This is a genomic window from Vibrio sp. YIC-376 (genome assembly GCF_052353105.1).
Classification (GTDB): domain Bacteria; phylum Pseudomonadota; class Gammaproteobacteria; order Enterobacterales; family Vibrionaceae; genus Vibrio.
In genome coordinates this window covers 419,612-444,715 of the sequence record NZ_JBBWFK010000003.1, presented here as the reverse complement: position 1 = coordinate 444,715, position 25,104 = coordinate 419,612, and the positions used below count along the sequence as shown (strand labels likewise).

The 25,104-nt window shown below is 46.9% G+C and carries 23 protein-coding genes; 8 read left to right on the top strand and 15 right to left on the bottom strand.

What is annotated here, in order from left to right:
- Positions 1-26 precede the first annotated feature (26 nt).
- Positions 27-584 carry an alkyl hydroperoxide reductase subunit C gene (ahpC, locus tag WJM94_RS08910; protein ID WP_444493893.1) on the bottom strand — a complete coding sequence of 186 codons (558 nt, stop codon included), beginning with the start codon at positions 582-584 and terminating at the stop codon, positions 27-29.
- 280 nt (positions 585-864) lie between these two features.
- Complete coding sequence (locus WJM94_RS08905) at positions 865-1,323, bottom strand: MarR family winged helix-turn-helix transcriptional regulator (RefSeq protein ID WP_444493892.1); 459 nt, start codon at positions 1,321-1,323, stop codon at positions 865-867.
- Between the two features lie 136 nt (positions 1,324-1,459).
- Here WJM94_RS08905 and WJM94_RS08900 point away from each other — a divergent pair, with 136 nt between their 5' ends.
- The gene (locus tag WJM94_RS08900) at positions 1,460-1,882 is read left to right on the top strand and encodes an organic hydroperoxide resistance protein (RefSeq protein WP_444493891.1); all 423 of its coding nucleotides are present in this window, start codon (positions 1,460-1,462) and stop codon (positions 1,880-1,882) included.
- Between the two features lie 54 nt (positions 1,883-1,936).
- Here WJM94_RS08900 and WJM94_RS08895 read toward each other — a convergent pair whose 3' ends face one another.
- From WJM94_RS08895 to WJM94_RS08850, 10 genes are all read right to left on the bottom strand, one after another.
- Positions 1,937-2,836 carry an AraC family transcriptional regulator gene (locus WJM94_RS08895; RefSeq protein ID WP_444493890.1) on the bottom strand — a complete coding sequence of 300 codons (900 nt, stop codon included), beginning with the start codon at positions 2,834-2,836 and terminating at the stop codon, positions 1,937-1,939.
- 165 nt (positions 2,837-3,001) lie between these two features.
- Positions 3,002-4,111 (bottom strand): lipocalin-like domain-containing protein, encoded by a 1,110-nt coding sequence (locus WJM94_RS08890; RefSeq protein ID WP_444493889.1) that lies wholly within the window; start codon positions 4,109-4,111, stop codon positions 3,002-3,004.
- Positions 4,111-6,600, bottom strand: coding sequence for an FtsX-like permease family protein (locus WJM94_RS08885; RefSeq protein ID WP_444493888.1), 2,490 nt, complete (start codon positions 6,598-6,600; stop codon positions 4,111-4,113). The genes WJM94_RS08890 and WJM94_RS08885 overlap by 1 nt, the downstream gene beginning before the upstream one ends.
- Positions 6,587-7,306: an ABC transporter ATP-binding protein gene (locus WJM94_RS08880; protein ID WP_444493887.1), complete on the bottom strand. Its 720-nt coding sequence runs from the start codon at positions 7,304-7,306 to the stop codon at positions 6,587-6,589. The genes WJM94_RS08885 and WJM94_RS08880 overlap by 14 nt, the downstream gene beginning before the upstream one ends.
- 225 nt (positions 7,307-7,531) lie before the next feature.
- A complete protein-coding gene (locus tag WJM94_RS08875) occupies positions 7,532-7,777 on the bottom strand; it encodes a DUF3297 family protein (protein WP_444493886.1) in 246 nt (81 codons plus the stop codon).
- Between the two features lie 70 nt (positions 7,778-7,847).
- A complete protein-coding gene (gene araC / locus WJM94_RS08870; protein WP_444493885.1) occupies positions 7,848-8,687 on the bottom strand; it encodes an arabinose operon transcriptional regulator AraC in 840 nt (279 codons plus the stop codon).
- Between the two features lie 64 nt (positions 8,688-8,751).
- Positions 8,752-9,264 carry a hypothetical protein gene (locus WJM94_RS08865; protein WP_444493884.1) on the bottom strand — a complete coding sequence of 171 codons (513 nt, stop codon included), beginning with the start codon at positions 9,262-9,264 and terminating at the stop codon, positions 8,752-8,754.
- Positions 9,265-9,327: 63 nt separating this feature from the next.
- Positions 9,328-10,818, bottom strand: coding sequence for an L-arabinose isomerase (gene araA, locus WJM94_RS08860; protein ID WP_444493921.1), 1,491 nt, complete (start codon positions 10,816-10,818; stop codon positions 9,328-9,330).
- A gap of 9 nt (positions 10,819-10,827) precedes the next feature.
- Complete coding sequence (locus WJM94_RS08855) at positions 10,828-11,568, bottom strand: L-ribulose-5-phosphate 4-epimerase (RefSeq protein WP_444493883.1); 741 nt, start codon at positions 11,566-11,568, stop codon at positions 10,828-10,830.
- On the bottom strand, positions 11,561-13,264 hold the full coding sequence (locus WJM94_RS08850) for a ribulokinase (protein WP_444493882.1): 1,704 nt from the start codon (positions 13,262-13,264) through the stop codon (positions 11,561-11,563). The genes WJM94_RS08855 and WJM94_RS08850 overlap by 8 nt, the downstream gene beginning before the upstream one ends.
- A gap of 370 nt (positions 13,265-13,634) precedes the next feature.
- Between WJM94_RS08850 and WJM94_RS08845 the strand changes: the two genes are divergently transcribed.
- From WJM94_RS08845 to araH, 3 genes are all read left to right on the top strand, one after another.
- Entirely contained in the window at positions 13,635-14,633 is a 999-nt protein-coding gene (locus tag WJM94_RS08845; protein WP_444493881.1) for an arabinose ABC transporter substrate-binding protein, read from the top strand.
- Between the two features lie 62 nt (positions 14,634-14,695).
- Entirely contained in the window at positions 14,696-16,213 is a 1,518-nt protein-coding gene (gene araG, locus WJM94_RS08840) for an L-arabinose ABC transporter ATP-binding protein AraG (RefSeq protein WP_444493880.1), read from the top strand.
- A gap of 17 nt (positions 16,214-16,230) precedes the next feature.
- On the top strand, positions 16,231-17,220 hold the full coding sequence (araH, locus tag WJM94_RS08835) for an L-arabinose ABC transporter permease AraH (RefSeq protein WP_444493879.1): 990 nt from the start codon (positions 16,231-16,233) through the stop codon (positions 17,218-17,220).
- A 73-nt stretch (positions 17,221-17,293) separates the two neighbouring features.
- Here the strand turns inward: araH and WJM94_RS08830 are convergent, their stop codons facing one another.
- Positions 17,294-19,285: a U32 family peptidase gene (locus tag WJM94_RS08830; protein WP_444493920.1), complete on the bottom strand. Its 1,992-nt coding sequence runs from the start codon at positions 19,283-19,285 to the stop codon at positions 17,294-17,296.
- 559 nt (positions 19,286-19,844) lie between these two features.
- On the opposite strand from WJM94_RS08830, the gene WJM94_RS08825 reads away from it, so the two are divergent.
- Genes WJM94_RS08825 through WJM94_RS08810 form a run of 4 tightly spaced genes read left to right on the top strand, consistent with a single transcriptional unit; the run spans position 19,845 to position 21,916 of the window.
- Positions 19,845-20,885 carry a matrixin family metalloprotease gene (locus tag WJM94_RS08825; RefSeq protein WP_444493878.1) on the top strand — a complete coding sequence of 347 codons (1,041 nt, stop codon included), beginning with the start codon at positions 19,845-19,847 and terminating at the stop codon, positions 20,883-20,885.
- An 18-nt stretch (positions 20,886-20,903) separates the two neighbouring features.
- Positions 20,904-21,128, top strand: coding sequence for a hypothetical protein (locus tag WJM94_RS08820; RefSeq protein ID WP_444493877.1), 225 nt, complete (start codon positions 20,904-20,906; stop codon positions 21,126-21,128).
- Positions 21,129-21,152: 24 nt separating this feature from the next.
- On the top strand, positions 21,153-21,467 hold the full coding sequence (locus tag WJM94_RS08815) for a hypothetical protein (protein WP_444493876.1): 315 nt from the start codon (positions 21,153-21,155) through the stop codon (positions 21,465-21,467).
- Between the two features lie 35 nt (positions 21,468-21,502).
- Complete coding sequence (locus WJM94_RS08810) at positions 21,503-21,916, top strand: hypothetical protein (protein WP_444493875.1); 414 nt, start codon at positions 21,503-21,505, stop codon at positions 21,914-21,916.
- A 114-nt stretch (positions 21,917-22,030) separates the two neighbouring features.
- Here the strand turns inward: WJM94_RS08810 and WJM94_RS08805 are convergent, their stop codons facing one another.
- Together WJM94_RS08805 and WJM94_RS08800 are read right to left on the bottom strand one after the other, a co-directional pair.
- On the bottom strand, positions 22,031-23,497 hold the full coding sequence (locus WJM94_RS08805) for a sulfatase family protein (protein ID WP_444493874.1): 1,467 nt from the start codon (positions 23,495-23,497) through the stop codon (positions 22,031-22,033).
- Positions 23,494-24,987 (bottom strand): sulfatase family protein, encoded by a 1,494-nt coding sequence (locus tag WJM94_RS08800; RefSeq protein ID WP_444493919.1) that lies wholly within the window; start codon positions 24,985-24,987, stop codon positions 23,494-23,496. Before WJM94_RS08800 ends, WJM94_RS08805 begins: the two co-directional genes overlap by 4 nt.
- Between the last annotated feature and the right edge of the window lie 117 nt (positions 24,988-25,104).

Genomic DNA, 25,104 nt, shown 5'->3' with positions numbered 1-25,104 from the left:
CTGAACCGGAGTTGGCTAGCCTAGAATTAGATTTTGCCTACTAGGTCTAGAGAAGGAGCTAGAGTTTCTTCGCCTTCTTTCCATTTTGCTGGGCAAACTTCGCCTGGGTGTGAAGCTACGTATTGAGCCGCTTTCACTTTGCGTAGTAGGTCTTCTGCGTCACGGCCGATGCCTTCTGCAGTGATTTCCATTGCTTGGATAACACCTTCTGGGTCGATTAGGAAAGTCGCACGGTCTGCAAGACCTTGACCTTCACGCATCACACCAAAGTTGTTTGTGATGTTGCCAGTTTGGTCGCCAAGCATGTAGTAGTTGATCTTGCCGATAGTTTCAGAACTGTCGTGCCATGCTTTGTGAGTGAAGTGAGTGTCTGTTGATACTGAGTACACTTCAACGCCACGGCTTTGTAGCTCTGCGTAGTGGTCTGCTAAGTCACCTAGCTCTGTCGGACAAACGAATGTAAAGTCTGCTGGGTAGAAGAAGAATACCGCCCACTTACCTAGAACATCCTGCTCTGTTACTTGTACGAATTCGCCTTCTTTAAACGCTGTAGCTGTAAATGGTTTGATTTTAGTATTGATCATTACTTTACTTTCCTTTCGGTTATTTTTGGATTAGCAAATCTTGCTGTCGGAAAGTATATTCGCACCTGAGTTAGATTAAATAAAATTGCTTTTAGCTATCCTATTGATAGCTGATTCCTATTTTTCTAAATAGAAAAAACCTATTACGCCTCTTTTGTTGCAATGACTCATTGGGTTTTACTTTTTGCGCATCAGTGTCGGTGCGGTGTCTAAATCTGATGCATAAAAAAACCTGCATATGCAGGTTTATATCGATTTATCAGGATATTAACTAACAAGGTTATCCCAATGTAGCCAATAGTTTGTTGCACAAATTCTTTAAAGTAATCAGTTCATCCAGTTCCAATGTTATTTTGCAGGCTATGGCGTTAGGAACCGATTTAGCACGTGTTTTTAACTGTTTTCCTTCCTCGGTCAGGTTCAAGACCCGCACGCGCTCATCTGTTTCACTTCTGCCTCTGGTGACGAATTTTTTTGCTTCTAGTCGCTTTAACAATGGTGTCAGGGTGCCTGAATCTAAATGAAGGCGCGAGCCTAACTCTTTTACACTAGCGCCGTCTTGTTCCCACAGAACCATCATCACCAGATATTGAGAGTAGGTGAGTTCCAGCTCATCTAAAAGTGGGCGATAGGCACGAATCACGGCATTCGCAGCGCTGTAGAGCGGAAAGCAAACTTGATTCTCCAGCAAAATTTTCTCATCGTCGTTCAACGGATTTTCTGTGTAGCACTGATTCATGGAGTTGGCCTATCTGATCACTTTGTGTTGGTAGCAAAATAAATTGTGCACAATATAGTTGCAAGTTATCTTTGTTTCGATATAAGATTGCAAGCAATTAAATTGTGCGCAACTTAAATTGAAAGGGGATATTCGTATGACGACGTTATACAAAACTCAAGCAACGGCTCTTGCTGGTCGTAATGGCCAAGTGAAAACCAATGATGGCCTATTGTCTCTTGACTTAGCGTACCCGAAAGAAATGGGGGGCACTGGTGCAGCGACAAACCCTGAGCAACTGTTTGCTGCGGGTTACTCGGCGTGTTTTTCTAACGCGATTCTACACGTAGCCCGTGAAGCTAAAGTGAATCTCAAACAGGCGCCAGTAACGGCGGAAGTGGGAATTGGTCAGAACGGCAACGGTGGTTTTGCTTTGACAGTTAGCCTGGCGGTTGAGCTGGATTTACCACAAGAGCAAGCGCTTGAACTGACTCGTACTTCGCATCAGGTTTGCCCATACTCAAATGCGGTACGAGGTAATATCGACGTTGCAGTCACTGTAAATGGCGAAGCGATTTAATTGAGTTGGAATGCTTAATCAGATAAAAAGCCTGCATAGTCGCAGGCTTTTCGGCTATTTGATGGCAGTGCAGAAACTAACATCTGCATGGTGAGTTTGTGGGTCAAAGCTATGGTAAAGTTCGAAGCAAGGACGATCATCATTTTCAATGCCAGACTCAATCACTTTACTCATCAAATCATCCCACGCTTTTGAGTATTGGTTGTTTTCCGTGATGTGTTGACGCATGACTGCGTATTGGCCACCAGGAAAGTCTTGCAGCTCAATGCCACTTGGGACTTCGGTGCTTTCAGGCACCATCAAACAGATGTCCGTTCGACATTTCTCGTTCGGCGTGATTTCTGGGTTATCGTGGTAAATAAAGATGCAGGTATTGCCTGCAAGACCTTTCATGCCAGCCCATTGATACAGGCGACCTGCTGGCTCTTCATATCCTTCGCCGTAAGGGCCATTCACGCGAATGTACGCCAGTTTGGTGGATTCAAAGTGTTGCGTTTCCATAATAATGTTCCATGTTGTGAGTTCAGAACCAGTATATGAACCGCTGGGATTTTCTTCGTTTCCATTCTTGCGCAACGTGTGTCCAATCTTGCTGCTTCGCGCTAATTCAGAAAACTGTTGGTAGTTTTCGCAATCGCGAAAGGCCGTTGGCGTCACGCCGTAATGTTGTTTGAAGGCTTTGGCTAAGCTTTGCGAGCTAGAAAAACTGTACTCTAAAGCAATATTGAGCACCGGTTGTTTGGATTTGAACAGGTCATCCGCTGCGGCTTCTAGTCTTAAACGTCGAATGAAATCGGCTAAGGTCTCGCCCTGTACGGCTTTAAAGGTACGATGAAAGTGATAGGGAGATAGGTTCGCTAACGCCGCCACTTCGAGCAAATTGAGAGGTTCGTTAAAGTGCTGTTCCAGATAGCGAATCACAGGAACGAGTCGTTTATGATAATCGACGCGCATTATTGGTTCATCCTTGTTTGATTTGCTCAAAGCGTATCGTAACAAGGCAAGCTTTCAAGGCTGTTATTGGATAAATGCGTCGCGGTCGGTTGTTTTCAATAAAGATATTGTTGTTCAACAATAGGTTAAGCCTCACACTGGTAAGCGAAGCACACAATAAAGTGCTCAATACCCAGTCAGCTCCATATAGCCTGTTCCCGAATGAGAACCGTCTATGGTCACCGGACCTTCCCAATACGCGACAGATAGCGGCATTTTCGCGTTTACATTGAGTGCAGATATAGTGAGATTAACTTGTTGGCTAGGAATCGAAAGCTGCCACTCGGTCGGATAATGACGTCCTTGAATTTGCGTTTGTTTGTTTGGTTTTAAGCGGATTTCGTTTTGTTGAATTGCAGTTGCGGTACCATCTTGGTTCATCAGTTGCGCATGTGAGTAACTGGCTTGTCCGGTTTTTGAATCGCGAAGTTGGAACACGACCAAGCTCGTTTCACTATTCAGCCTTAGCGCAAACCAATCCCAACCCTGTTGTGATTCGAGTAGGTACTGTGAACTCCACTCTCTGTCCATCCAACCTTTACCCGATACCTGGCGAGTTTCGCCATCAATGGTGACTTCTCCCTCTACATCAATAAAGGGCTGGCTGTAGTAATACGATGCGGCCTGACCATCGGCACTTTTTGTGCTGTAGCCTCGCTCTCCTTGTTTTTGATAGGGCGCAGTATTGGTTAGCATGAGTGAGTAACCAAATTGCCTGGAGTTGGTATTGAGTGTGGCAGGAAACAAGTCATCGGTCGAAGACACCCACTGCCAATCATCGAGATAAACACGAAATGGTGAGGAGTCCACTCCGGCAATATCGGTTTGATCCCGTGACCATTTTTCATCGGCGTAGTGTTTGTCTTTGGTGGTGACGGCGCTGTGGGCCATGTAAATTTGTTGGCTTTGCCATGTGGTTTTCTTTATTTCTTGTTTATTTTTCTGTGGAGCAGCAGCGAAACGGAATTGCGTCCATTGTACGCCAAGCGGCTGACCTTGCTCATCGATTAGGTTCGCGGTTAAGTACCACCATTCATGACGAAAATCGCGATGCGCTTGATGATCAACAGGGAAGGTGATCTCAACGCCTTTCACCACCGGTGTGAACGGCTCGGTTTCAGCCTGTGGTTCACTTCCTCCCAATAAAGGACCTATGTTTTCCTGTTTGGATTCTTCACAGCAGATAAGAGATAAGCAACCAAGTACTAGCGCGATATTTTTCACGATGTGATTCATCACAGCACCTCACTCTGCAAGCTGGACACCACAGGTTTGCTCACCAAGCGCCAAAGTGGAATTAAAGTAGCAATCACGGCAACCAAAATGGTGACGAGGGCGATGCTTAGAGCGTCACTCCAACTCCAAAGGTAATGTAAGCTCCATCCAAAAGCACGCAAGGTGACAACATCAGTAAGTAAATATCCGACCATCGCGCCAAGTGGTAAAGCGATAACCAGCGTGAAGCAGACCAAGGCGGCAATTTGCCCAATCACCATCGCCATCAACTTTCGACGACTCACACCAAGCGCGTACAACTTTGCTATGGCGGCTTTACGTGCATCGAGCAGCATAAAGCAGGCGCTGAACAAACCAACCACGGCCACCATTAAGGTCACGCCATTGAGCGCGCGTGTGATAGCAAAAGTTTGCGAGAAGATATCCAAGGCAATGGATTTGATGTGCGCCTGATCGTAGAGCTGACTTGGATGCAGATTCAGTTGCTGTTGCAGGTGTTCGTACATCTTTTTTTTGTCGCCAGAGACTTTGATGCCCAGACTAATCGGTAAGTCAGTAAAGCCACTCTCTCGCCACAATTTAGGGGCGAGTAGCACTTCTCCGTTGGGTGCGCCGTAGTCAAAGAAAATGGCTCCGACGGTCAGAGTCTCGTCTTGCAGCGCGTCGAGTTTCAACTGACTGCCTAGGGATAAACCAAGCTTCACCGCTGTTGGTTCACTGATCGCAACCAATTCCCCTTGATAAAAGCGCGGCCAGAACTCAGGAACACGAGACTTGAAGACCATGGTTTGCTCCAAGGTGTCTTTATCTTTGGTACCAAGCAAAATTGGCAAACCTTGCAGGTTATCGTCGACATAATACTGCTTATAAACCTTCTCAACGTTGTTGAACTGCTCCAGAGCGCGCTCGACGCTCGCGATTTCACTTTGTGATGGGCTGACATAGATATCCGCGTGTAGCCTTTGGTCAAGCCAATGCTTTAAGGTGGATTCAAAGCTGCCAACCAAGGTATTCATGCCGATATTGGCGGTAACCGCGAGCAGCAACGCCATCATGGCGAGTGAGAGTGGGGAAATCAGCTCGAGTAGTTCGGCAAACAAATATTGGAGTAAACCGGATGTGGCACGTTGTTCGCTCCAATGAGCTAATACACTGAGTGTTTTCGGCAGATATAAAGGAATGGATATCACCAACACACCGAGCCATGCCATGGTGAAGCGGTGACTCTCGCTCATCCATAAACCCGCTAGCGCTAACACAGTGAGCAGAGCGCCAATGATGAAAAGCTGATTTTCGTTGGATGTTTCCGGCGCTTGATAAAATCCACCATGAGAAGAGAGCGGCTGATGAACTCGCTGTTTAAAGTGCTGCCAGCACGCGAACAAAGTGGCTGCTAAAGTCAGCAAGAGTGCTTGTGCCCACCATTGCCACTGCCATGTACCAGGCAGCAGGGTTGCACCATAAAGTTGCTCAAGCGTCAGGGCGACGGTTGGATGTAGCCAATGGCTCAATTGCATCCCTAAAACGAAACCAAGTGAAGCCCCGAGTGCGACCAGAATCGTCAACTCCACTAACAGAGCAGAGAATACAATGGCCGGCGCAATGCCTGCTTGCTGAATTTGTACCAAAAGACGATTACGTTTGAGTAAGCTGTATTTCACGCCGTTGTAGGCGATAAACAGACCGACCAAAAACGCCAATAAGCTCATTGCCGTGAGATTGAGGTGGAAGCTTTCCGTCAGCGAACCCAGATCGGTACTGTTTCTGTTGGCAATCCATTGTCCTTGTTCTCCGACTAGACTTTGCCATTTCTTAAGGTCACTACCATCGGTGCTGAAAACCGCGATATAGCTCAGTTGCCCTTGTTTGTTGAGTAACTGTTGAGCGAAACCAATATCCATCAACATTCGACTGCCTAGTTGCCGCTCATCGGGCAACACAACCACTTTGGTTTTGATGTCATCCAGAATAATGAAGTTCACTGCACCCAGATTTTGGTGTTGGGACTGACTCATTATTACAATCGGCTCGCCAGCCAAGAGCTGAGGCAGAGGTAGTGAGCTATCAAAAAGAGAAACATCTTGCTGGCCATTAGCATCGCTGGCGTAACGAGATCTTGAGGAGAGTGCCGCAATGAGGTCACTGCCCTGTATTGACCACCGACGACCTTGTTCATCTCTGACTTTACCTTCAATCACTGGCAGCGAGGCACTTAATCCATTCTGCCTTAGTGAGAAGTAGAGCGATTCGGGTAAATAGCGCTGCCCGGCTGGTGGAATAATCAGGTTTTGTGCTTGAGCGCTAAGTTGCTCGGTGGATTCTGCATAGCTACGCTTGGCATTGAGGTTGATGGCTTGCACTGCGACAAATAACGTCACGGCCAGCACGATACCAATTAGAATCGCAGCCGCTTGCAGTGGCGCTTGCCGATAATGAGCCGCAAACAGGTGAAGGGCGAGTTTGATGTGCGCGAACCTAGTTTGTTTCATAGCTCGGCTCTTGGTTTTCTCGTTCACGATCAACGTGGTTATGTTGCAGGTGGCCATTCGTTAAACGTAACTGAGTCTGCATAAAGTCAGCACATTCAGCGCTGTGAGTCACCAATATCACCGCGGCTTTACCTTGAGTGGTGATTTCACTCAGTAGCTTCATTACCTCTAATCCTGCTTTTTGGTCGAGGTTTCCGGTAGGTTCATCGGCGAGCAAAAGCTTGGGTTTGTGGGCTAAGGCTCGGGCTATCGCGACACGCTGCTGCTGACCGCCAGAAAGGGCAGAGATATGTCTATCAAGCAGGGGACTGATGCCTAACGTTTCCACCAGATAGTCACACCATTCGTTCCATTTCTCTTGGTTCAAGTGCAATGGAAAGGCAATGTTTTGTTTAACGTTGAGTGGGGTTAACAGGTTGAATTGCTGGAAGATAACGCCGAGCTTTTGATATCGAAAACGGCTCCATTGAGGGTCTTTCCACGTGGCGGTGTTTTCTCCATCCAACCATAATTCACCGCCAGAGAGAGGCTCAAAGCCTGCAATCAAATTCAGCAGGGTACTTTTTCCACTACCACTTGCTCCCGTTAATGCCACACTTGCGCCTCTTGTTAGGGTTAAGTTTACGTCTTCCAGCACGCGGTGTGTCTCTTTGCCATCCACAAAGTTTTTGCTGGCACTTTTAAGTGTGACAAGTGGGCTTTCCATTTCCTCTCCCTCTCCCTGTAATCCAACAACTAGTGTCGTTTCTTTTGGCGGTTTTGTATCTATAAGATTTTAGACAACAAACTGAAGAAGATAGCGATTAACGTCGACTTCCTGACTACTTGTACTCAAAAGAGAAGGGGATGGATGAGTGGCTTGGGGAGATAGCAGGCATTAAAAAAGCCCGAGTGATACTCGAGCTTGTAAGATTGGATTCAGACTTAAAGCTTACACGTAGTACGCTTCAACTTCGCCTTTCAGTTTGATCAGCATTGGGTTACCGAAACGGTCTTTTGCTTTTGGAGACGCGATTTTTACCCAACCTTCGCTCACGCAGTATTCTTCAACGTCAGTACGCTCTTTGCCGTTAAAACGAATACCGATTTGGTGCTCAAAGCACTCTTTCACAAAGAATGGGCTACGTGGGTTACCCGCAAGGCGATCTGGTAGAGCTGGTTTAGTAATGTCGTTCATTTTATGACCTAGATTCCGTAAAGAAAGTGCGTCATTGTAGTCAGTGTCAGCTTAGTGTTCAAGATAACCTTTAACTAATCTGTTCACGGTACAGCTTAGGGCTGGCGCCGGACTTACGTTTGAAAACGCGCGAGAAATAGAGGGGATCCGTGTAGCCGACAATGCGACCAATATGGTTGACTGAGTAGTTGGTGGTCACCAGTAATTGCTTCGCTCGGCTGATGCGCTGGTCATCGCGCCACTGGGTGATGGTCATACCTACTTCATCACGGAACAGGTGACCTAAGCGCGATGCTGACAAACAGGTGAAATCGGCAATATCTTCCAAGGTAAAATTTTGATTCAAATTCTGGGTCATGTAGTTCATCGCTTCGATCACGCGAGGATCGAGTGGCTTACTGACGACGTCAGGTTGGATGCTTTTACAGCGAATAAGCAACTGCTCGAGAAGGTTGATCGCTAAATCATCTCGATATGGAATATCGGATTTTGAAATGTACTCAATGTCGATAAACAGACGCTCGATCTGAGAAATGGTGCTGTTATCTAGCTCTTTAGTGAGATATACGCCGTTACGTTGATCATGCCAGCACAGCCAGTCATTCCAAAAGGCTCGTGGGCGAAAATAGACCCAACGGTGAAACCATGATGCGTTGTCTTCTTTGCGATGATAAAAGTGCGTCGCACTCGGTGGAAAGAGCAACAAGTCGCCAGCTTTGACATCGAATGCGTCATCGCCGTGGAAAATGGTGCCCTCTCCCTGGCTAGTGATGTTAATAATGAAGCCTTTCATCCCATTTGGGCGATCGATGACAAAGTCTAACTCGTCTCCTTCAATGATCGGGGTGAGTCCCGCCACAAGGTGAGCGTCGAAGTTATATCCGGGCTTTAATGGATCGTTGTTTTGCATGCACTATCTATAATGAGTTTTGTGTCAGTTTATTCTGGCCGAGAAAAAGTGTCATCGCGATTCCTCACAATTTATCCAGAACAATCCACTGTTTAGCAGAAAATGCTTCTCTGAAGAAATCGGTTTTTTCCGTTTTGGATAGAAAATCACTTGGCAGTCCATCTCGCCTATGCTGCCACGGAGAGTGAGAAGCAGGGGCTGTCTCCTTATCGGTTGGTTGTGGTAGATGTTGGATTGCGTGACGGATGTCTAAACGTGTAGGCACGGTATTACGTGCCAAATATTCAATCACCAAAGCATCGTCGGCAAAGTAGTAGTTCATGTTAATGGACAAGGTTTCTGAATGGTGAATCTGACACCATTGCTCTAATCGCTCTGGTTTTTGACGAAAGCGCCAGTTTGCTTTTGTCACCGGAAGGATATGCCCGTTGTTCATCACTTCCATTGTGCCAACATAGTGAGTTTCCCCGTCGAATTGCAGTTCGAAGCTCGCAGGGTGTGAAGTGGACAATTTCAGCATCCAGCGCGACTTGTTCAATTGGAAAGAGGGAGTAGCTGCTACATCTGTATCATTCACAAATTGACTCCAAAGTGCTCCCTCGCGGGAGCACATTTAATTGCAATCTAATTAAGTACTTAATTAACGGCGGTAGTAAATCCCGTTGTTACGCAAATCTTGTTTAAATTGACGTATGTTAGTGTTGTTATCAATCACAACCATTTCGATGCCAAGGATTTCTGCATAGTCAGCTAACGTCGCCAGTGTTACTGCTTGGCTGTAAACCGCATGATGTGCACCACCTGCGTGAATCCAAGTTGCTGCTGCGACGTTAAGGTTTGGCTGTGGTTCCCACAATGCGTGTGCGACTGGCAGATGCGGCAATGACGCAGGTGGTGTCACGGTATCAACCATATTTACGACCATTCTAAAGCGATCGCCAAGGTCAATAATTGACACATTTAACGCTTCGCCAGATTGACCACTGAAAATTAAACGTGGGATATCACAGCGGCAACCGATGGTATGTCGGTGAATTTCTAGTTTTGGTTTTGCAGCTGCGATAGAAGGGCATACTTCCAGCATGTGTGCACCCAGAACCTGACCTTTACCACCGAAGTTGTAGGTGTAGTCTTCCATGAAAGATGTTCCGCCCGCTTTTCCCTGACCCATGACCTTCATGATGTGAGTCATTGCTGCCGTTTTCCAGTCGCCTTCACCACCGTAACCAAAGCCTTTGCTCATCAATCGTTGTGTCGCAAGTCCCGGCAGGTTAGTCAGGCCAGTCAGGTTTTCAAACGTGTTAGTGAATGCGCCAGCACCAACAGATTTAAGGAAAGATTCCATCCCCAGTTCTAGACGCGCTTCTTGTACCATCAGCTTTTTCAGGTCAGCGTCGCTAAATAGCTCTGGAGACATCTCGTACGTTGATGCGTATTCGTCCAGAAGGTGGTTCACTTCGGTTTCTGTAACTGCGTTAACTACGTCGCTTAGTTCACCCAGCCCGTAAGCATTCACTTCGTAGCCGAATTGGATTTGTGCAGAAACTTTGTTGCCTTCGGTTACCGCAACCTGACGCATGTTGTCACCAAAGCGCGCAACTTTCAGCTGCTGACCTGCATTCACACCGATAGCGGCACGACACCAGTCATCAACATCTTTATGAACTTGCTCATCTTTCCAGTGACCAACGACAACTTTACGCTCTATGTTCAGGCGAGTGCCGATGAAGCCAAACTCACGACAACCGTGCGCACTTTGGTTCAGGTTCATGAAATCCATGTCGATTTCATCCCACGGTAGTGCGGCGTTGAACTGAGTGTGTAGGTGCAAGAATGGCTTGTTTAGTTGGGTTAGACCTGCAATCCACATTTTCGCCGGTGAGAAGGTGTGCATCCAAAGCATTAAGCCGACACAATCAGGATCATTGTTCGCGGCACGGCAAACCGCAAGTATTTCGTCAGGCGTTTTTACGGTGCCTTTATTGGCAATAGAAACCGAGATACCTTCAGCGGCATTTAAACCAGCAACAATCTCTTCACTGTTGTTTGCCACACTTTCTAATACTTTTGGGCCGTAAAGATGCTGTGAGCCTGTTACAAACCATACTTGTTTCTCATTGAAAATCTTCATCATGTGTCCTTATTTCTTGGTTTGACCGTAGTAGGCGTTGGCGCCGTGCTTACGTAAATAATGTTTGTCGAGGAGCGAAGGGTTAATTGAGCTGACGTCCGAGTTTATTTGCATGGTTTGCAGTGCCATGCCAGCGACGACTTCGACGACAACCGCGTTGTGAACGGCTTGATGTGCATCTTTGCCCCAGGTGAACGGTGCATGCTCTTTGACAAGAATGCCTGGTGAAGCCATGACGCTTGATTCGCCAATGGTTTCTACAATGACTTTGCCAGTATTCAGTTCGTAATCATCTGCAATTTCTTTGTCGCTCAATGCTCGCGTACAGGCAATTTCGCCATAGAAATAATCGGCGTGTGTTGTGCCCAGTGCTGGGATCGCACGACCTGCTTGTGCCCATGCTGTTGCCTGTGGCGAGTGGGTATGCACGATGCCACCAATCTCTGGGAACTGGCGGTAAAGCTCTAGGTGTGTCGCAGTGTCTGAAGAAGGGTTGAGATCGCCTTCGACAATTTGACCATGAAGATCCACAACCACCATGTTTTCTGCGCTGAGTTCGCCGTATTCGACGCCACTTGGTTTGATGACCACTAAGCCGGACTCGCGATCGATGCCTGAAACATTGCCCCAGGTGAAGGTCACGAGATTATGACGCTGAAGATCCATGTTGGCTTGCCACACTTGATGGCGAAGGGTTGTCAGGCGTTCAGCCAATGAGTCCACTTCATTCCATGCTGTTTGTTCAGACATCTTGACGCTCCTGAGATTGGTGGAACTCGGCTACTTGTTCCATGTGCTGACCGAGTTGACGATAAGTTGCGTAACGTTCTGCGCGTAGTGCTTGTACTTGCGGATTTGGAGAGTAAGTTTGACGAACTGGACTTGCCATTACGTCTTGTGCGGCTTTGGTGTCTGGGTAAACGCCGGCTGCGACTGCAGCAAAAATCGCAGCACCCAGTGCACAACACTGATCGGATTCAACGACGATGATCTCGCGACCAATCACATCCGCGCACATCTGCATCACGAAAGGGGATTTCTGAGCAATACCACCGATTGCAATCACGCGCTCAACTTTGACGTCTTGCTCAATGAAACAATCCACAATCGCTTTTGCTCCGTGAGCCGTAGACTCAACCAGCGCTGAGAATATGGCTGGCGAAGCACTTCCAAGGTTTAAATCGCAGATGGCACCTTTTAAGCGTTGGTTTGCGTAAGGTGTGCGTCGGCCATTTAGCCAGTCCATCGCCACCGGAGTGTACTGGTCGATGCCTTGTTGTTCTGCCGCTTGCGAGAGCATTGGCAATAGGTCAGACGCGATTTCTTCTGCAGTCAGTGCAAAATCAGGATTGCGCTCGGCGTACGCTTGTAAAGGCCACATTAGAACGTTTTTGAACCAGGCGTACATATCACCAAATGCAGATTGTCCCGCTTCTAGGGCAAGTAACTCTGGCATCGCGCTGCCTTCAACCTGACCACAAATACCGTGAATGGTGCGATCACCCACCTGGTCAGGTTCAACCATCAAAATGTCACAAGTCGAGGTTCCGATGACTTTCACCAAGTCATGTGCGCCAGCACCTGCACCCACCGCACCCATATGACAGTCGAATTCACCAATCGCAATCGCAATGCCTTCTGGTAGTCCCAGTTTCTCTGCCCATGCTTTTGACAGGTAACCGGCAGCTTGGTCTGAAGTAAATACCTCTGTGAACATACGATCGCGAATACCATCGAGTGTCGGAGAAATCGCGCTTAAAAACTCTTGGTCAGGCAGACCGCCCCAGCAGTCATGCCACATGGCTTTGTGTCCGGCTGCACAAATGCCGCGACGCAGTTTTTTCGGATGTTGAGTGTCCGCCAGAATTGCTGGAATCCAGTCACAAAGTTCAACCCAGCTGTAGGCACGTTTCGCGACTTGCTCATCTTGTTCGCTAACCCAAGCCGCTTTTGCCCAGAACCATTCCGATGAATACACACCACCGATGAATCGGGTGTAATCCATAAATTTGCCTGAATGGGCGAGCTCATTAATCAGGTCCGCTTTTGTCACTGAGGTGTGGTCTTTCCACAGCACAAACATCGCATTTGGGTTGTTCTCGAACTCTGGCAGTAGGGCCAGAATCGTGCCGTTTTCATCGATTGGAGCGGGTGTAGAGCCTGTTGTATCCACGCCGATACCAACGATAGATGAGGCCAATGATGGTGGCACGGTAGTCAGTACTTCTTGGATTGCACTGGTCATCGCATCCAGATAATCCTGAGGGTGATGTCTGAACTGAGATTGAGCAGGCTGACAATATAGCCCTTTCATCCATCTTGGGTAATAGACGACAGACGAAGATACTTCTTCGCCGCTTTCTGCATTAACGATAAGAGCACGTACGGAGTCCGATCCGAAATCTAAACCAATTACATGCTGCTGATGTGTGTTCATTGTGTCCATGACAGCTCCAACTTTTGGCCAGCAAACTAAATCTACTTGTTGTTATAGCCAGAGCTCGGACGTTATCCCATAAATAAGGCTGCTAATTTTATGGATAAAAACGTCATTGGGTGTTTTTTGTGTTCCTTTTAACACCTTCTCATGTTGTCTGTAATTGCAAATTATTCGTTGAATTTAACGTTTGTATGGCAGTTTTTCCCGTGTGTTCTAACGAGGCGTCGCACAATTGAGAGCTGTGTCATAGCCACTCTGGCTAAATGAATGGACAAATTCGCTACATTTTTTAGCTGTGATTCTTGTCACTAACAAATGTTCTTAGATGCACAAATATGTACAGCGAACACTCACCTCTACCAGTGGATGGATAACAATGAAACTAAAAAAACTACTCACAATCGCTGCCCTATCTGGCGTCACTATGCTAAGCGCTTCTGCTAATGCATTTTTTGGTTCAAATGATGACACTCGACTAGGTTACCTGGTTAAACAACCTGAAGAGCCATGGTTCCAAACTGAATGGTCATTTGCTGAAAAAGCCGGTAAAGATTTAGGCTTTGAAGTAGTAAAAATGGCGGTGCCAGATGGCGAAAAAACGCTTAATGCTATCGATACTCTAGCAGCGCAAGGTGCTAAAGGTTTCGTTATCTGTACTCCTGACCCTAAATTGGGTCCTGCAATCATGGCTAAAGCGAAAAGCTACGACCTAAAAGTCATTACGGTTGATGACCAGTTCTTAAACGCTAAAGGCGAACCAATGACAGACGTACCATTGGTTATGATGGCGGCAACCGCTATCGGTGAACGCCAAGGTATCGAGCTTTACAAAGAAATGCAGAAACGTAGCTGGGATGCGTCTACAACAGGCGTTATGGCAATCACAGCGGACGAGCTTGATACTGCCCGTCGTCGTGTAGACGGTTCTATTTCTGCACTTAAACAAGCTGGCTTTCCTGAAGGTCAAATCTACCGCGTACCAACAAAAACCAATGACATCCCAGGAGCATTGGATGCTGCGAACTCGCTTCTCGTTCAATATCCAGATGTTAAACAATGGCTTGTGGTTGGTATGAACGACAACACAGTACTGGGTGGCGTTCGTGCAACCGAAGGTCAAGGTTTCGATGCAAACAACGTAATCGGTATTGGTATCAATGGTGTTGATGCAGTGAACGAACTGGCGAAATCTCAAGCGACAGGTTTCTATGGCTCGCTGCTACCTAGTCCAGACGTACATGGCTACAAGAGTATCGAATCTCTATACAAGTGGGTGAAAGAAGACGTTCAGCCGGAGCAATTTGTAGAAGTAACAGACGTTGTTCTGATCACTCGTGACAACTTCAAAGACGAACTAGCGAAAAAAGGGCTTTAAGTTCATTTTTGGTGACGGCCAACGTGGTGGTCGTCGCCAACTGATTTTACGGAGAGAATGTCATGGCGAAGTCCCCCTCTTATATAGAGTTTCGAAATATCTCGAAGCACTTCCCCGGTGTGAAGGCATTGAACAATGTTAGTTTCCGCGCAGATGCGGGCAGCGTTCACGCTTTGATGGGCGAAAATGGTGCTGGTAAGTCAACTCTGCTCAAAACCTTAAGTGGCTTCCACCAACCAACCGAAGGCCACATCGCTATTGATGGCAAAGAAGTGGCTCTGAACTCAACCAACGATGCGTTAGAGCACGGTATCGCTATTATTTATCAGGAGCTCAACTTAGTTCCTGAACTGACGGTTGCTGAAAACATTTACCTAGGTCAATTGCCGACTAAAGGTGGCCGAGTAGACACGGAAACCCTCAACAAGAATGCACGAGTTCAGTTGGAGCGTTTAGGTGAAACATTTGACCCTTCTTGCCAGTTAAAAGAGTTATCCATCGGCCAATGGCAAATGGTTGAAATTGCCAAAGCTCTAAGCCGAAATGCACAAATTATCGCTTTTGATGAACCGACCAGTAGCTTGTCACAACGTGAAATTAAAAACCTGTTTAAGGTTATTCGTGAATTGCGCGATTCTGGCAAAGTCATTATGTATGTATCACACCGTATGGAAGAGATCTTCGACCTGTGTGATGCAATTACGATCTTCAAAGATGGCCAGCATGTGCAATCTTTCCACGACATGTCTGAACTGACACATGATCGCTTAGTGGAATTGATGGTTGGCCGTGAAATCAACGATATCTACAACTACCGTTCGCGTAACTTAGGCAAAAGTGGTCTGCGTTTAGAAAACTTTGAAGGTCCTGGTTTAACCGCTCCTGTGTCACTAGATATCCAGCAAGGTGAAATATTAGGCCTGTTTGGTCTGGTTGGCGCAGGTCGTACGGAGTTGACTCGCCTTATTTTCGGCGCTGACAGAAAAACAGCTGGCGAACTTTACTTACATGATGTCAAAATCGGCGTTAAAAACCCACGCGACGCAATTCGATACGGTATTACGCTTTGTTCAGAAGACCGTAAAGCTGATGGCATCGTCCCTATCATGTCTGTCAAAGAGAACACCAACATCAGTGCGCGTCCTTGGCACTTAAAGTTCAAGAGCTTGATTGATTTCGATTGGGAGAAAAATAACGCTTTGAAGCAGAAAGAAGCGTTGAATGTAAAAGCTTCCTCTCTGGAGCAACCTATCGGAAAGCTATCAGGTGGTAACCAGCAGAAAGTGATTCTTGGTCGTTGGTTGTCAACGGCAATGAGCGTCATCTTGCTAGATGAACCTACCCGCGGTATCGATGTGGGTGCCAAGTCTGAAATTTACGAACTCATTTTTAAGCTGGCGGAAAACGGGGTGACAGTGCTTGTCGTTTCCAGCGACTTACCGGAAGTGTTGGGGATCTCTGATCGCGTTCTTGTTATGAAGGAAGGTGCGGTGACAGGTGAACTACAACGCGAGGAATTTAACGAACAAACTGCGCTTCGTCTGGCAATGCTGGATAAAGAAGATTCGGCAGCCGCTTAAAATTAAGGAATATCATTATGTCTGTAACAAGCTCTACAAAACTACTTGATCAACAGGGTGCCAAGCGCTCATTGAATTTTGCTGGGATTTGGGACCGATTCGGTATGCTGATGGTGTTCGCCGGCCTGTTTTTATTGTGTGCGTTCTTCGTACCTTACTTCGCGACGTTCATCAACATGAAAGGTCTTGGTCTGGCTATTTCGATGAGTGGCATGGTGGCGTGTGCGATGCTGTTCTGCTTGGCGTGTGGTGACCTTGATTTGTCGGTTGCTTCGATTATCGCTTGCTCGGGCGTCGTTACAGCGGTAGCGATTAACGCAACCAGCAGTGTTGTACTCGGTGTTGGAGCTGGTTTGCTCTCTGGTGTTGTGTTTGGTCTGCTTAACGGTTTTGTGATCGCTAAACTGCAAATCAACGCACTGATTACAACGCTCGCTACCATGCAGATTGCGCGTGGTCTGGGCTATATAATTTCTGATGGTAAAGCGGTAGGTATTACTGAAGAGAGCTTCTTCGCTTTGGGTAACTCATCTTTCATCGGTATTCCAACGCCAATCTGGCTCACCATTATTACCTTTGGTGTGTTTGCTTTCTTACTAAACCGCACGGTTTACGGCCGCAATACACTAGCGATTGGTGGTAACGAAGAAGCGGCGCGTCTGGCGGGTGTGGACGTAGTTAAAACTAAGATGATCATCTTCACTGTGTCAGGCTTTATCTCTGCACTTGCCGGGGTTATCTTAGCCGCGCGTATGACCAGTGGTCAGCCAATGACTTCCGTTGGTTTTGAGCTCGTGGTTATCTCGGCTTGTGTTCTGGGTGGTGTATCGCTGAAAGGTGGTATCGGTAAAGTTTCTTACGTTATCGCTGGTGTCCTGATCCTGGGTACCGTTGAGAACGCGATGAACCTTCTCAACATGTCTCCATTTGCTCAGTATGTTGTACGTGGTGCCATCTTGCTAGCGGCTGTTATCTTCGACCGTTACAAACAGACAGCTAAAGCATAAGTCAAAAGCTGAACCTCGAAAGTTAATTTAGAAAAAGTCCCTTCAGTTATGAGGGGACTTTTTATTTTTCGGCTTACAACCCTTTGAGGTACTGCGCGTTGACGGTTGGATGAATCATCTGCTGTAAGGTTTGAGTGTTTGTCTTTCTGCTCTCGTCGAGTCGTTTCAAGAATGCATCTATCAGTTCAGGTTTAGTTACCGATACTTTGGTTTCGCTCTGTATGTCTCTCAGATCAATGAGCACATCGGTAAACAGCTGTGGCAAATCCTGCAACACTTGTAAGTTCAACACATGATGTTCACCGTAAAGGGAGTTATGGCTGCCTTTCTGTTTTTGTAAGACATACGGGTTATCGTTCAGGTTGATGATTGAGGTACGTTTATCACAACGTTTCAAACAACCTTTGTTGACCTTCACTTTGCGACAGCCTTCAGTCTGCTGGAACAGGCATTGGCGACTGGTTAGCAAAGTATTTGGGTGGTAGATGCTGTAATAGCTGCGCATGGATTGCGGACGCTTGATGTGACGCATCTGCTTCATGTTGAGTTCATTGGAAATAAATGCACCGCTCGCAGAAAATTCGTTTTGCAAACACTTCAGCGCATAAGAGTTGGTGGTGTTCATCTGCGGTCCGGCAACCCAACGTAACCCAAGCTCTTGCGCCAGCATTCCCACTCCAGAGTTATTAGTGATGAGTAGTTCGGGCTGAATGGTTTCTAAAAATGCACGTGCAGCTTGGTAATCGTCACCAATTAAAATCGCTGGGAACCAAGGTTTCAGCGCAGGGGTGGCTTGGAATAACTCGATCATTGGCGTCAACTCACCCGCCAACCCCATTGGCAGTTGGAAATACACATCGACATTTTGATATTCACACAGCATGGCTTCTTGTGCAGAAGAGATCAGCACCGACAACTTTGCTGAGCCTTGATTCGGTTCGGGCTGTGCAAGTTGAGGAAGTTTCGGCACATCAATCGCACCTTTTAAACTGCTGCCTGAGTCTTGAGTTGAGCTGATATCAAAGTTCTGCGTCTTTTCCGCCACTTTCTCGATGATGGCGGTTTTGTCGTCGTAGAGCTTCTTTTTAACCTGTTGGACTTCATCCTCAGATTGGCACTGATAAATTTTCGAGAAGTGTTTTACGGCATGATCGCGAGGGTTGTCGATATACATCGCTTTGCCAAAGTTACCTTGCAAAAACGCGTTGGAGAAATCACGGTTGAAGACGGTGTAAAGCTCGGTAGTATCATCAGATAGATCTGAACCATCACACAGGCGATCGATTTGCTGACGCCAGTTGTCAACAACGGTGTAAACGTAGTGCGATTTCTTGATACGACCTTCGACTTTTAACGAGTACACTCCCGCGTCGGCAAGAGCTTGTAGGTTACTAAACGCTGAATTGTCTTTCAGGTTCAGCGGATAGCTGTTGCCGGTTTTTGTGATTTGATACTGTTCGCGGCATGGTTGACTACAACGGCCCCTGTTGCCTGAAGCGCCATTACGAGCAGAACTGATATAGCAAATACCTGAAAAACCAATGCAGTAAGAGCCATGAACAAACACTTCCATCATCACATTATGCTCGCGCCCAAATTGAGCAAGGTGCTTTATCTCGTCGATATTCAACTCACGCGACAGGTTAACACGGCTTGCCGTTAACTGATTGAGGAACAGGATCTGCCCTTCGTTATGGGTATTGAGCTGAGTAGAAGCGTGTACATCCAAGCCAGAGAAGTGGTGCTTGAGAATGTAGGCAAGGCCGAGATCTTGCACGATCACACCATCGATCTTGGTGGTGTTCAGTTGGCTAAGCAAGCGAGCAATGGCAGGGATTTCACTCTCCAGAATCAGCACATTAAGCGTTAAGAAGATCTTACAGTTGTGCTGATGCGCCAGTGCTAACACACCGTTTAAGTTGTCCAATGTTAGGTTAGCTGCTCTATTACGGGCGTTAAAACGGTCCAGTCCGCAGTATATGGCATCAGCGCCTGCTGCTATGGCAGCTTTAATCGCATCTAAATCACCACCCGGTGCTAACAACTCAAATTGATCACGTGTCACTGCTTTACTCTCACTCAACAAACAGGTCGCGCATGTTACGTATTTCACGCTGCCGCTGCTTGGTTAGTTGACGCTTTATTAATCTGCATCAATTAATCAGGACGGATTGGTTTGCTTAGGTAGGTGGTAAAAAAGTGAATGGAATGATTTAGGGGTCACAATCCTCTTGTTGTTGATGACTTCGGTGAAAAAGCAACAAGTTGTCGAGGTTTCACCGCAATTGTGGTCTTTGAATCGCGGTATGCTGGCTGCGGAGGAGATTGCTCTTTAACGATAAATAGAGATTAGTGCTTCAATTTAGTTCTCTTCCATACGATTCAAACACGTAAAATTTGTTGATTTTTAAAGCCTTAATCCTATTTTATCTACCTCTCACCCTGCTATATAAGCTTCTCGGTAAATTTTTTATTGATAATTTTGTATTTTCTGTGGTGCATTTTTGTGATCTTGTTCTACACTCCTTTATAATGAAACTGGGGGCATATGAAACGGTTGCCTTAAGGCAAGACGTAAGTGCCGGACACTCACAAAGAAAATTCTTGAAATAAGGAGTTCTTTCATGGTTTCAGGAAAAAAAGCACCGCGAGATGATGCGGTGACACCTAAATCGGCCGGAGCAGAGTTCGGCTCGGCTGGTGACGATGTCGTAAGGCTAAACAAATACTTGGGCAAATTTGGCTATTTCGACAATGGTATCCATGCGCGTTACGGCATGTCGGCAAAGGATGCTGTGGCTCCTCCGCCGAATGAAATGGAGTTTAGTGAACAAACCGAACATGCATTACGCAAGTTTCAAGAGTTCAACGGTCTCGTCCCTACCGGTAAGTTAGATGAAGCTACTCTAGATAAGATGAGCCACAAACGCTGCGGATATATAGAAGGAGGTGAATACAACGACAGTGGGCGCAAATGGAACAGTAACAACCTTACCTATGCGTTCCAGGAGTTCACCGGTGATCTGACCCCGGCTGAAATCCGCACCGCGATTAGTGCTGCATTTGGTTACTGGGCTGCGGTAACACCTCTGAGTTTCCAAGAGGTGGCAATGTCGGCAAGCCCAGATATCATCATTCGCTTTGTAACTGGCGACCATAGTGACGGCAGTCCCTTCGATGGTGGCGGCGGTGTTCTGGCTCATGCTTTCTACCCCGAACAAGGGGCAATCTCAGGAGATTCTCATTTTGATGATGCTGAAACTTGGTCAATCGATTTACCAGCGTCAAACATAGATCTCTACACTGTGGCCGCTCATGAATTCGGTCATGCGTTAGGGCTCGGGCATTCCTCAGTGAACGGTGCTCTTATGGCACCATATTATGGAGGACCACATCGGTACCTGCACCAAGACGACATTGACGGTATACAGTCTATTTATGGCGTGCAGCAATGGGCCAATAACAAGCAACTTCTAAAAGTGTTTGCCAGCTACCATGGCAAGAATGCTTGGGCATACATTCAAGACGTGGGTTGGCGAAAAATCAAGCCCGAAAATCCAGAGGGTGTTACTTCAATGTTTTATGCAGCTTGCGAGGCGCGAGCCAATGGGCTGACTGTTAATGCATTAACTACCGCCAGCGAAATCGAACAACTTTACGTCTAATTTTAAGGAGATATTACAATGGCTACTCATAGCAATAAGCTCATCAGCCGTATTTTTACGACTTACCATTCTCAGAACAACTGGGCTTATTTGTCCGGTGTTGGGTGGAAGAAGGTCAAGACTGGTAACGCTGATGGCTGCACAAACGTACATATCGCGCTAACGTCTGGCCGTGCCAACGGCAAGGTTGTAACTGCAGTTACGGATTCCGATGACAAGCTGATCACACAGGTTTACCTTTAAAAGAGTCAAGAGAGGAGATCGGAAATGATTAACTCAGCGTCATACAATGATGACTTTTCAGATGGACCAACTCCCGTGGAACTGGCTGAACTAAGTAATGCAGGGATGTCTGGTGAGAACGAAGCGCCGACTCCGTTGCCGCTAGGAGCTGAAGCCACTTTAGCCGATACTTCTGCTCCACCTGAACCCATGATGGAAGCGGATATGGAAACGGTGTTGGTTGATGCTCCACCACAACCGTTAGAGTTAAATACAATGTCATCCTCAACTGTTGAAGAAGACGTCGCGCCCGAGCCTATGGATATGGATACTCTGGTTCGACTCGAACAGATGAGCTAGGTTCATTAGTAAACAAAAATTAGAGGGGAAGTCCTGTGAACAAAACAGATCTCGCACAGCTCCAGGTTCTGATGGTACGCGCTGCTATCCAGGGGATTAAACTGCCCGGTCTTGATTGCGATCTCGACTTTCCCGATCTTGCTACCTTGCGGCAGGCGGAGGTCAAATATGTCTCGTCCGAACATCTTACTCAGCCCAACATGCTGACTGATTTGGCCGAAATTCTTTCCGAGGCAGAAGTTTCGAAAAAGGCCGCTGAACTTGGTCCGTTTTACTTCTTACGGTTCCAGCAACCCAGCATTCAGGACAACCGCATCAGCCTGAGTCTTCAACTCGTGATCGGATTTGATGATGTTGAGCCTCTGGCTCTTGGCGCTATAGTAGGAACCTTTGAAAGAGGTAACGGTGAGTGGGTTGCCGTTGAGCCAACTTATGTTCTGGCCTATTAGTATATTGATTCGAGTCATTGCTATTTGGCAAAGTGGCTAATTTAAGTAAAAAAGCCCCAACTGCTGGGGCATAACCTATGACTCGTGCTCTAAGTGATGATAAATGACAAGCCGTTATCGAGAACGTGGTGTTTTGATACTACGCTTAAGCAATTCTGCTAGCTCAGCGACTTTCTCGGGGTACTGCTCGGCAATGTTAACAACTTGGCCAATGTCATCCTGCAAATCAAATAACTGAGCGGTAGACAGGTTGCCTTTTTCATTGCCCGTGTATTGGCAGATAAAATCGTCATCGTGCGGCGGAATATAAGCGTAGCGTTGGTCTCTGAATACCTTCTTATATTGCATGCCCTCTAGCACCATATTGTTTCGTCCCAAGTGTTCCTTACCTAGCAAGGTGTTCAGGAGCGCTTGGCTATCTGGCGCTTCTTGCTCTTGCAGCTCGGAGCCTGTTAGCTGAGCAAAGCAGTGATAAAGGTCTACTTGGTTGAACAACGCTTCCGTCTCTCCTCGGGCAGCGCCGTTTGGCCAGCGAATGATAAATGGCACTCGGGTTCCACCTTCAAACAAGCTGTACTTGCCGCCGCGTAGCGGTCCCGCAATACGATGATTCGCATTGAGCTCTACGGCTTCATCTTTGTAGCCATCGTTTAGTACCGGGCCATTATCGCTGGAGAAGATCACGATCGTGTTGTCTGCCAGTTGCAGCTCTTCCAATTTCTCGAGTACCTGCCCAATGCACCAATCCATTTCGACGATCACATCACCGCGTACACCGTGGGGGGTGACGCCACGGAATCTAGGATTGGGAATGCGTGGTACATGTGGTTGGTGTAGTGCGTAATATAGGAAGAAAGGCTGGTGTTGATTTTGTTCAATAAACTCTATCGCTTTGTTGGCGAACTCTTCACCCATGGTTTCATCATCCCAGATTGCGGATTGACCACCACGCATGTGACCGATTCGGCTAACACCATTGATAATGGTGCCGTCATGGCCGTGGTCGTACATCACATCCAGAAGCTCCGGATTGTGACGACCAGTGGGAACGCCATCAAATGCATGATCCCAATCGTAAGTCACTTCTATTGGGTCAGACGGATCTAAATTTTCCACGTGACGGTTGTTGATAAAAACGCAAGGAACTCGGTCATTGGTCGCCGCCATAATAAACGAATCGTCAAAACCTACATCATTAGGTGTTCCCTGAATTTCCTGATTGAAATCGAGTTCACCATTGCCAAGCCCTAAATGCCATTTCCCCACGATTCCGGTTCGATATCCTGCCTTTTGGAACATTTTTGGCATTGTGAAATCAGAGATGGTGATGATCTGCGGGGCATCTCCAGGTAAAACGGCAGCTTTAGGGTTACGCCAAGGGTAAGAGCCTGTAAGTAAACTGTAGCGTGAAGGTGTGCATGTCGCCGCAGTGGCATAACCTTGATGGAATTTAAGCCCTTCTTCTGCCAGTTTATCCAGGTTAGGTGTTGGAATGTCATTGGCTCCATAGCAGCTCAAATCGCCGAAACCGAGATCATCGGCATACATAATAATTACGTTAGGGAGTGTGTGGTTACTCATGAAAATTCCTTATCGGTGCTACAGTTATTGAACAAGTCATATGGGAGCAAGTGAGCAAGTATTCGGTTTTCTGCCCATGGGTCATCCACACGCACTAATTCTTCCGCCATCGCTCGTAATAGGCGGCGTAGATCAGGTGTTTCCGGATCGAAGGCCAGATTGTTGGTTTGGTATGGGTCTAGAAAATTGTCGTAAAATTGGGTTTCTTCGAGCTGACCGGAAGCATTGATATGTAGTGCTAAGGAATAACGCTCAGTTTTAATGCCGCGGGCGGCAGCAAAATAGCCACGGATTTTTCCATCTTCACCAGGGGGATTATCTATGTTCTTTAGATAGAGAGCGTAAGTCGGTCTGGTGTCGATCGCACCAGAGCGGAAAATTTCGGCGAGATCCCGGCCGTGAATATTTGCCGGGCAAGATGACGAAAGCCCCATCAAACTCAACACGGTCGGCATAATATCAGCACTACTCAAAAAAGCTGGGTGTTGGTTCGCTTGCGTTTGTGAAGTGTTCTTGAGCAAGAAAGGCACACAAAAGGCCTCATTATAGAGGCTATTTTTAGCATCGGTGATGCCATGGCTACAGAGGGTTTCGCCATGATCACTGGTAAATACAACGATGGTGTTATCCCACTCGCCTAGTGCTTTTAATGTCGCCACCAAGCGTCCAAATTCGTGGTCGACTCCTGTTACGTTGGCGAAATAGAAAGGGGCACTTCGCGCTTTGTCCATCTGATGATCAGCATTTGTACGTCGCAGAAGTTGCTTGGGTGAGTTGTCACAGTAGTGTCGCCAATCTGACTCTCGACAATCATTCAAACTATCATATGGACTGTGTGGAGGGTTCATCGAAACAAATAAGGCAAAGGATTGATCTGGCCGCTGCTGCTGATGGCGGGTGAGAAATTCAATCGCTTTGTCTGTTTCATGCTCAGCGGACCATTTTTGTGGCTCGTGGCGTTGGCCAAAAGTATCGTAATAATGGGGATTTCGGTGCTGATCGAATGTGCCATAACCATACCATTCGTGAATACCGTGACGGCGTTGTGGCTCGGTATAAGAATCCCATGCTGGTCGATTAGGATCGACATAATGGCCTGGATTGGCTGGGTCATTTGGGGTGGGCAGATCAAGATGCCACTTACCAATGTAGCCGATATAGTAACCCGCATCGGCGAGGACATCGGTAAAACAGCGAGTATCTTCGGGTAACTGGGATTCAATGCGATCTGAATTGCAATTTAAAGGCACGCCACTTTTTGAGGGAAATTGTCCGGTCAATAAGCTGCCTCGGTGTGGACTGCAAACTGGGCAGTTACTTACGGCATTGGGGAGCAGAGTCGCTTGTTCAGCAAACAGGTCTAAGTTTGGCGTCGAAACCGGATCTCCCTGTCCCGGCAGAAGGTCTTGGTAACCTTTTTTTTGCCATAGACTGAGTGACATTAAGCGAAACTGATCAGGAAAAACGTAGAGCAAATTGGGTTTTTTCATAGATTCAAAATGGCCATGTTTATGAAATGATTGTTTTTTCATATTGAAATTGCGTTTCATATATCTGTATCTGATCACATCATCACTAAAATAAAAAGATGTTTTAAAAAAAATAAG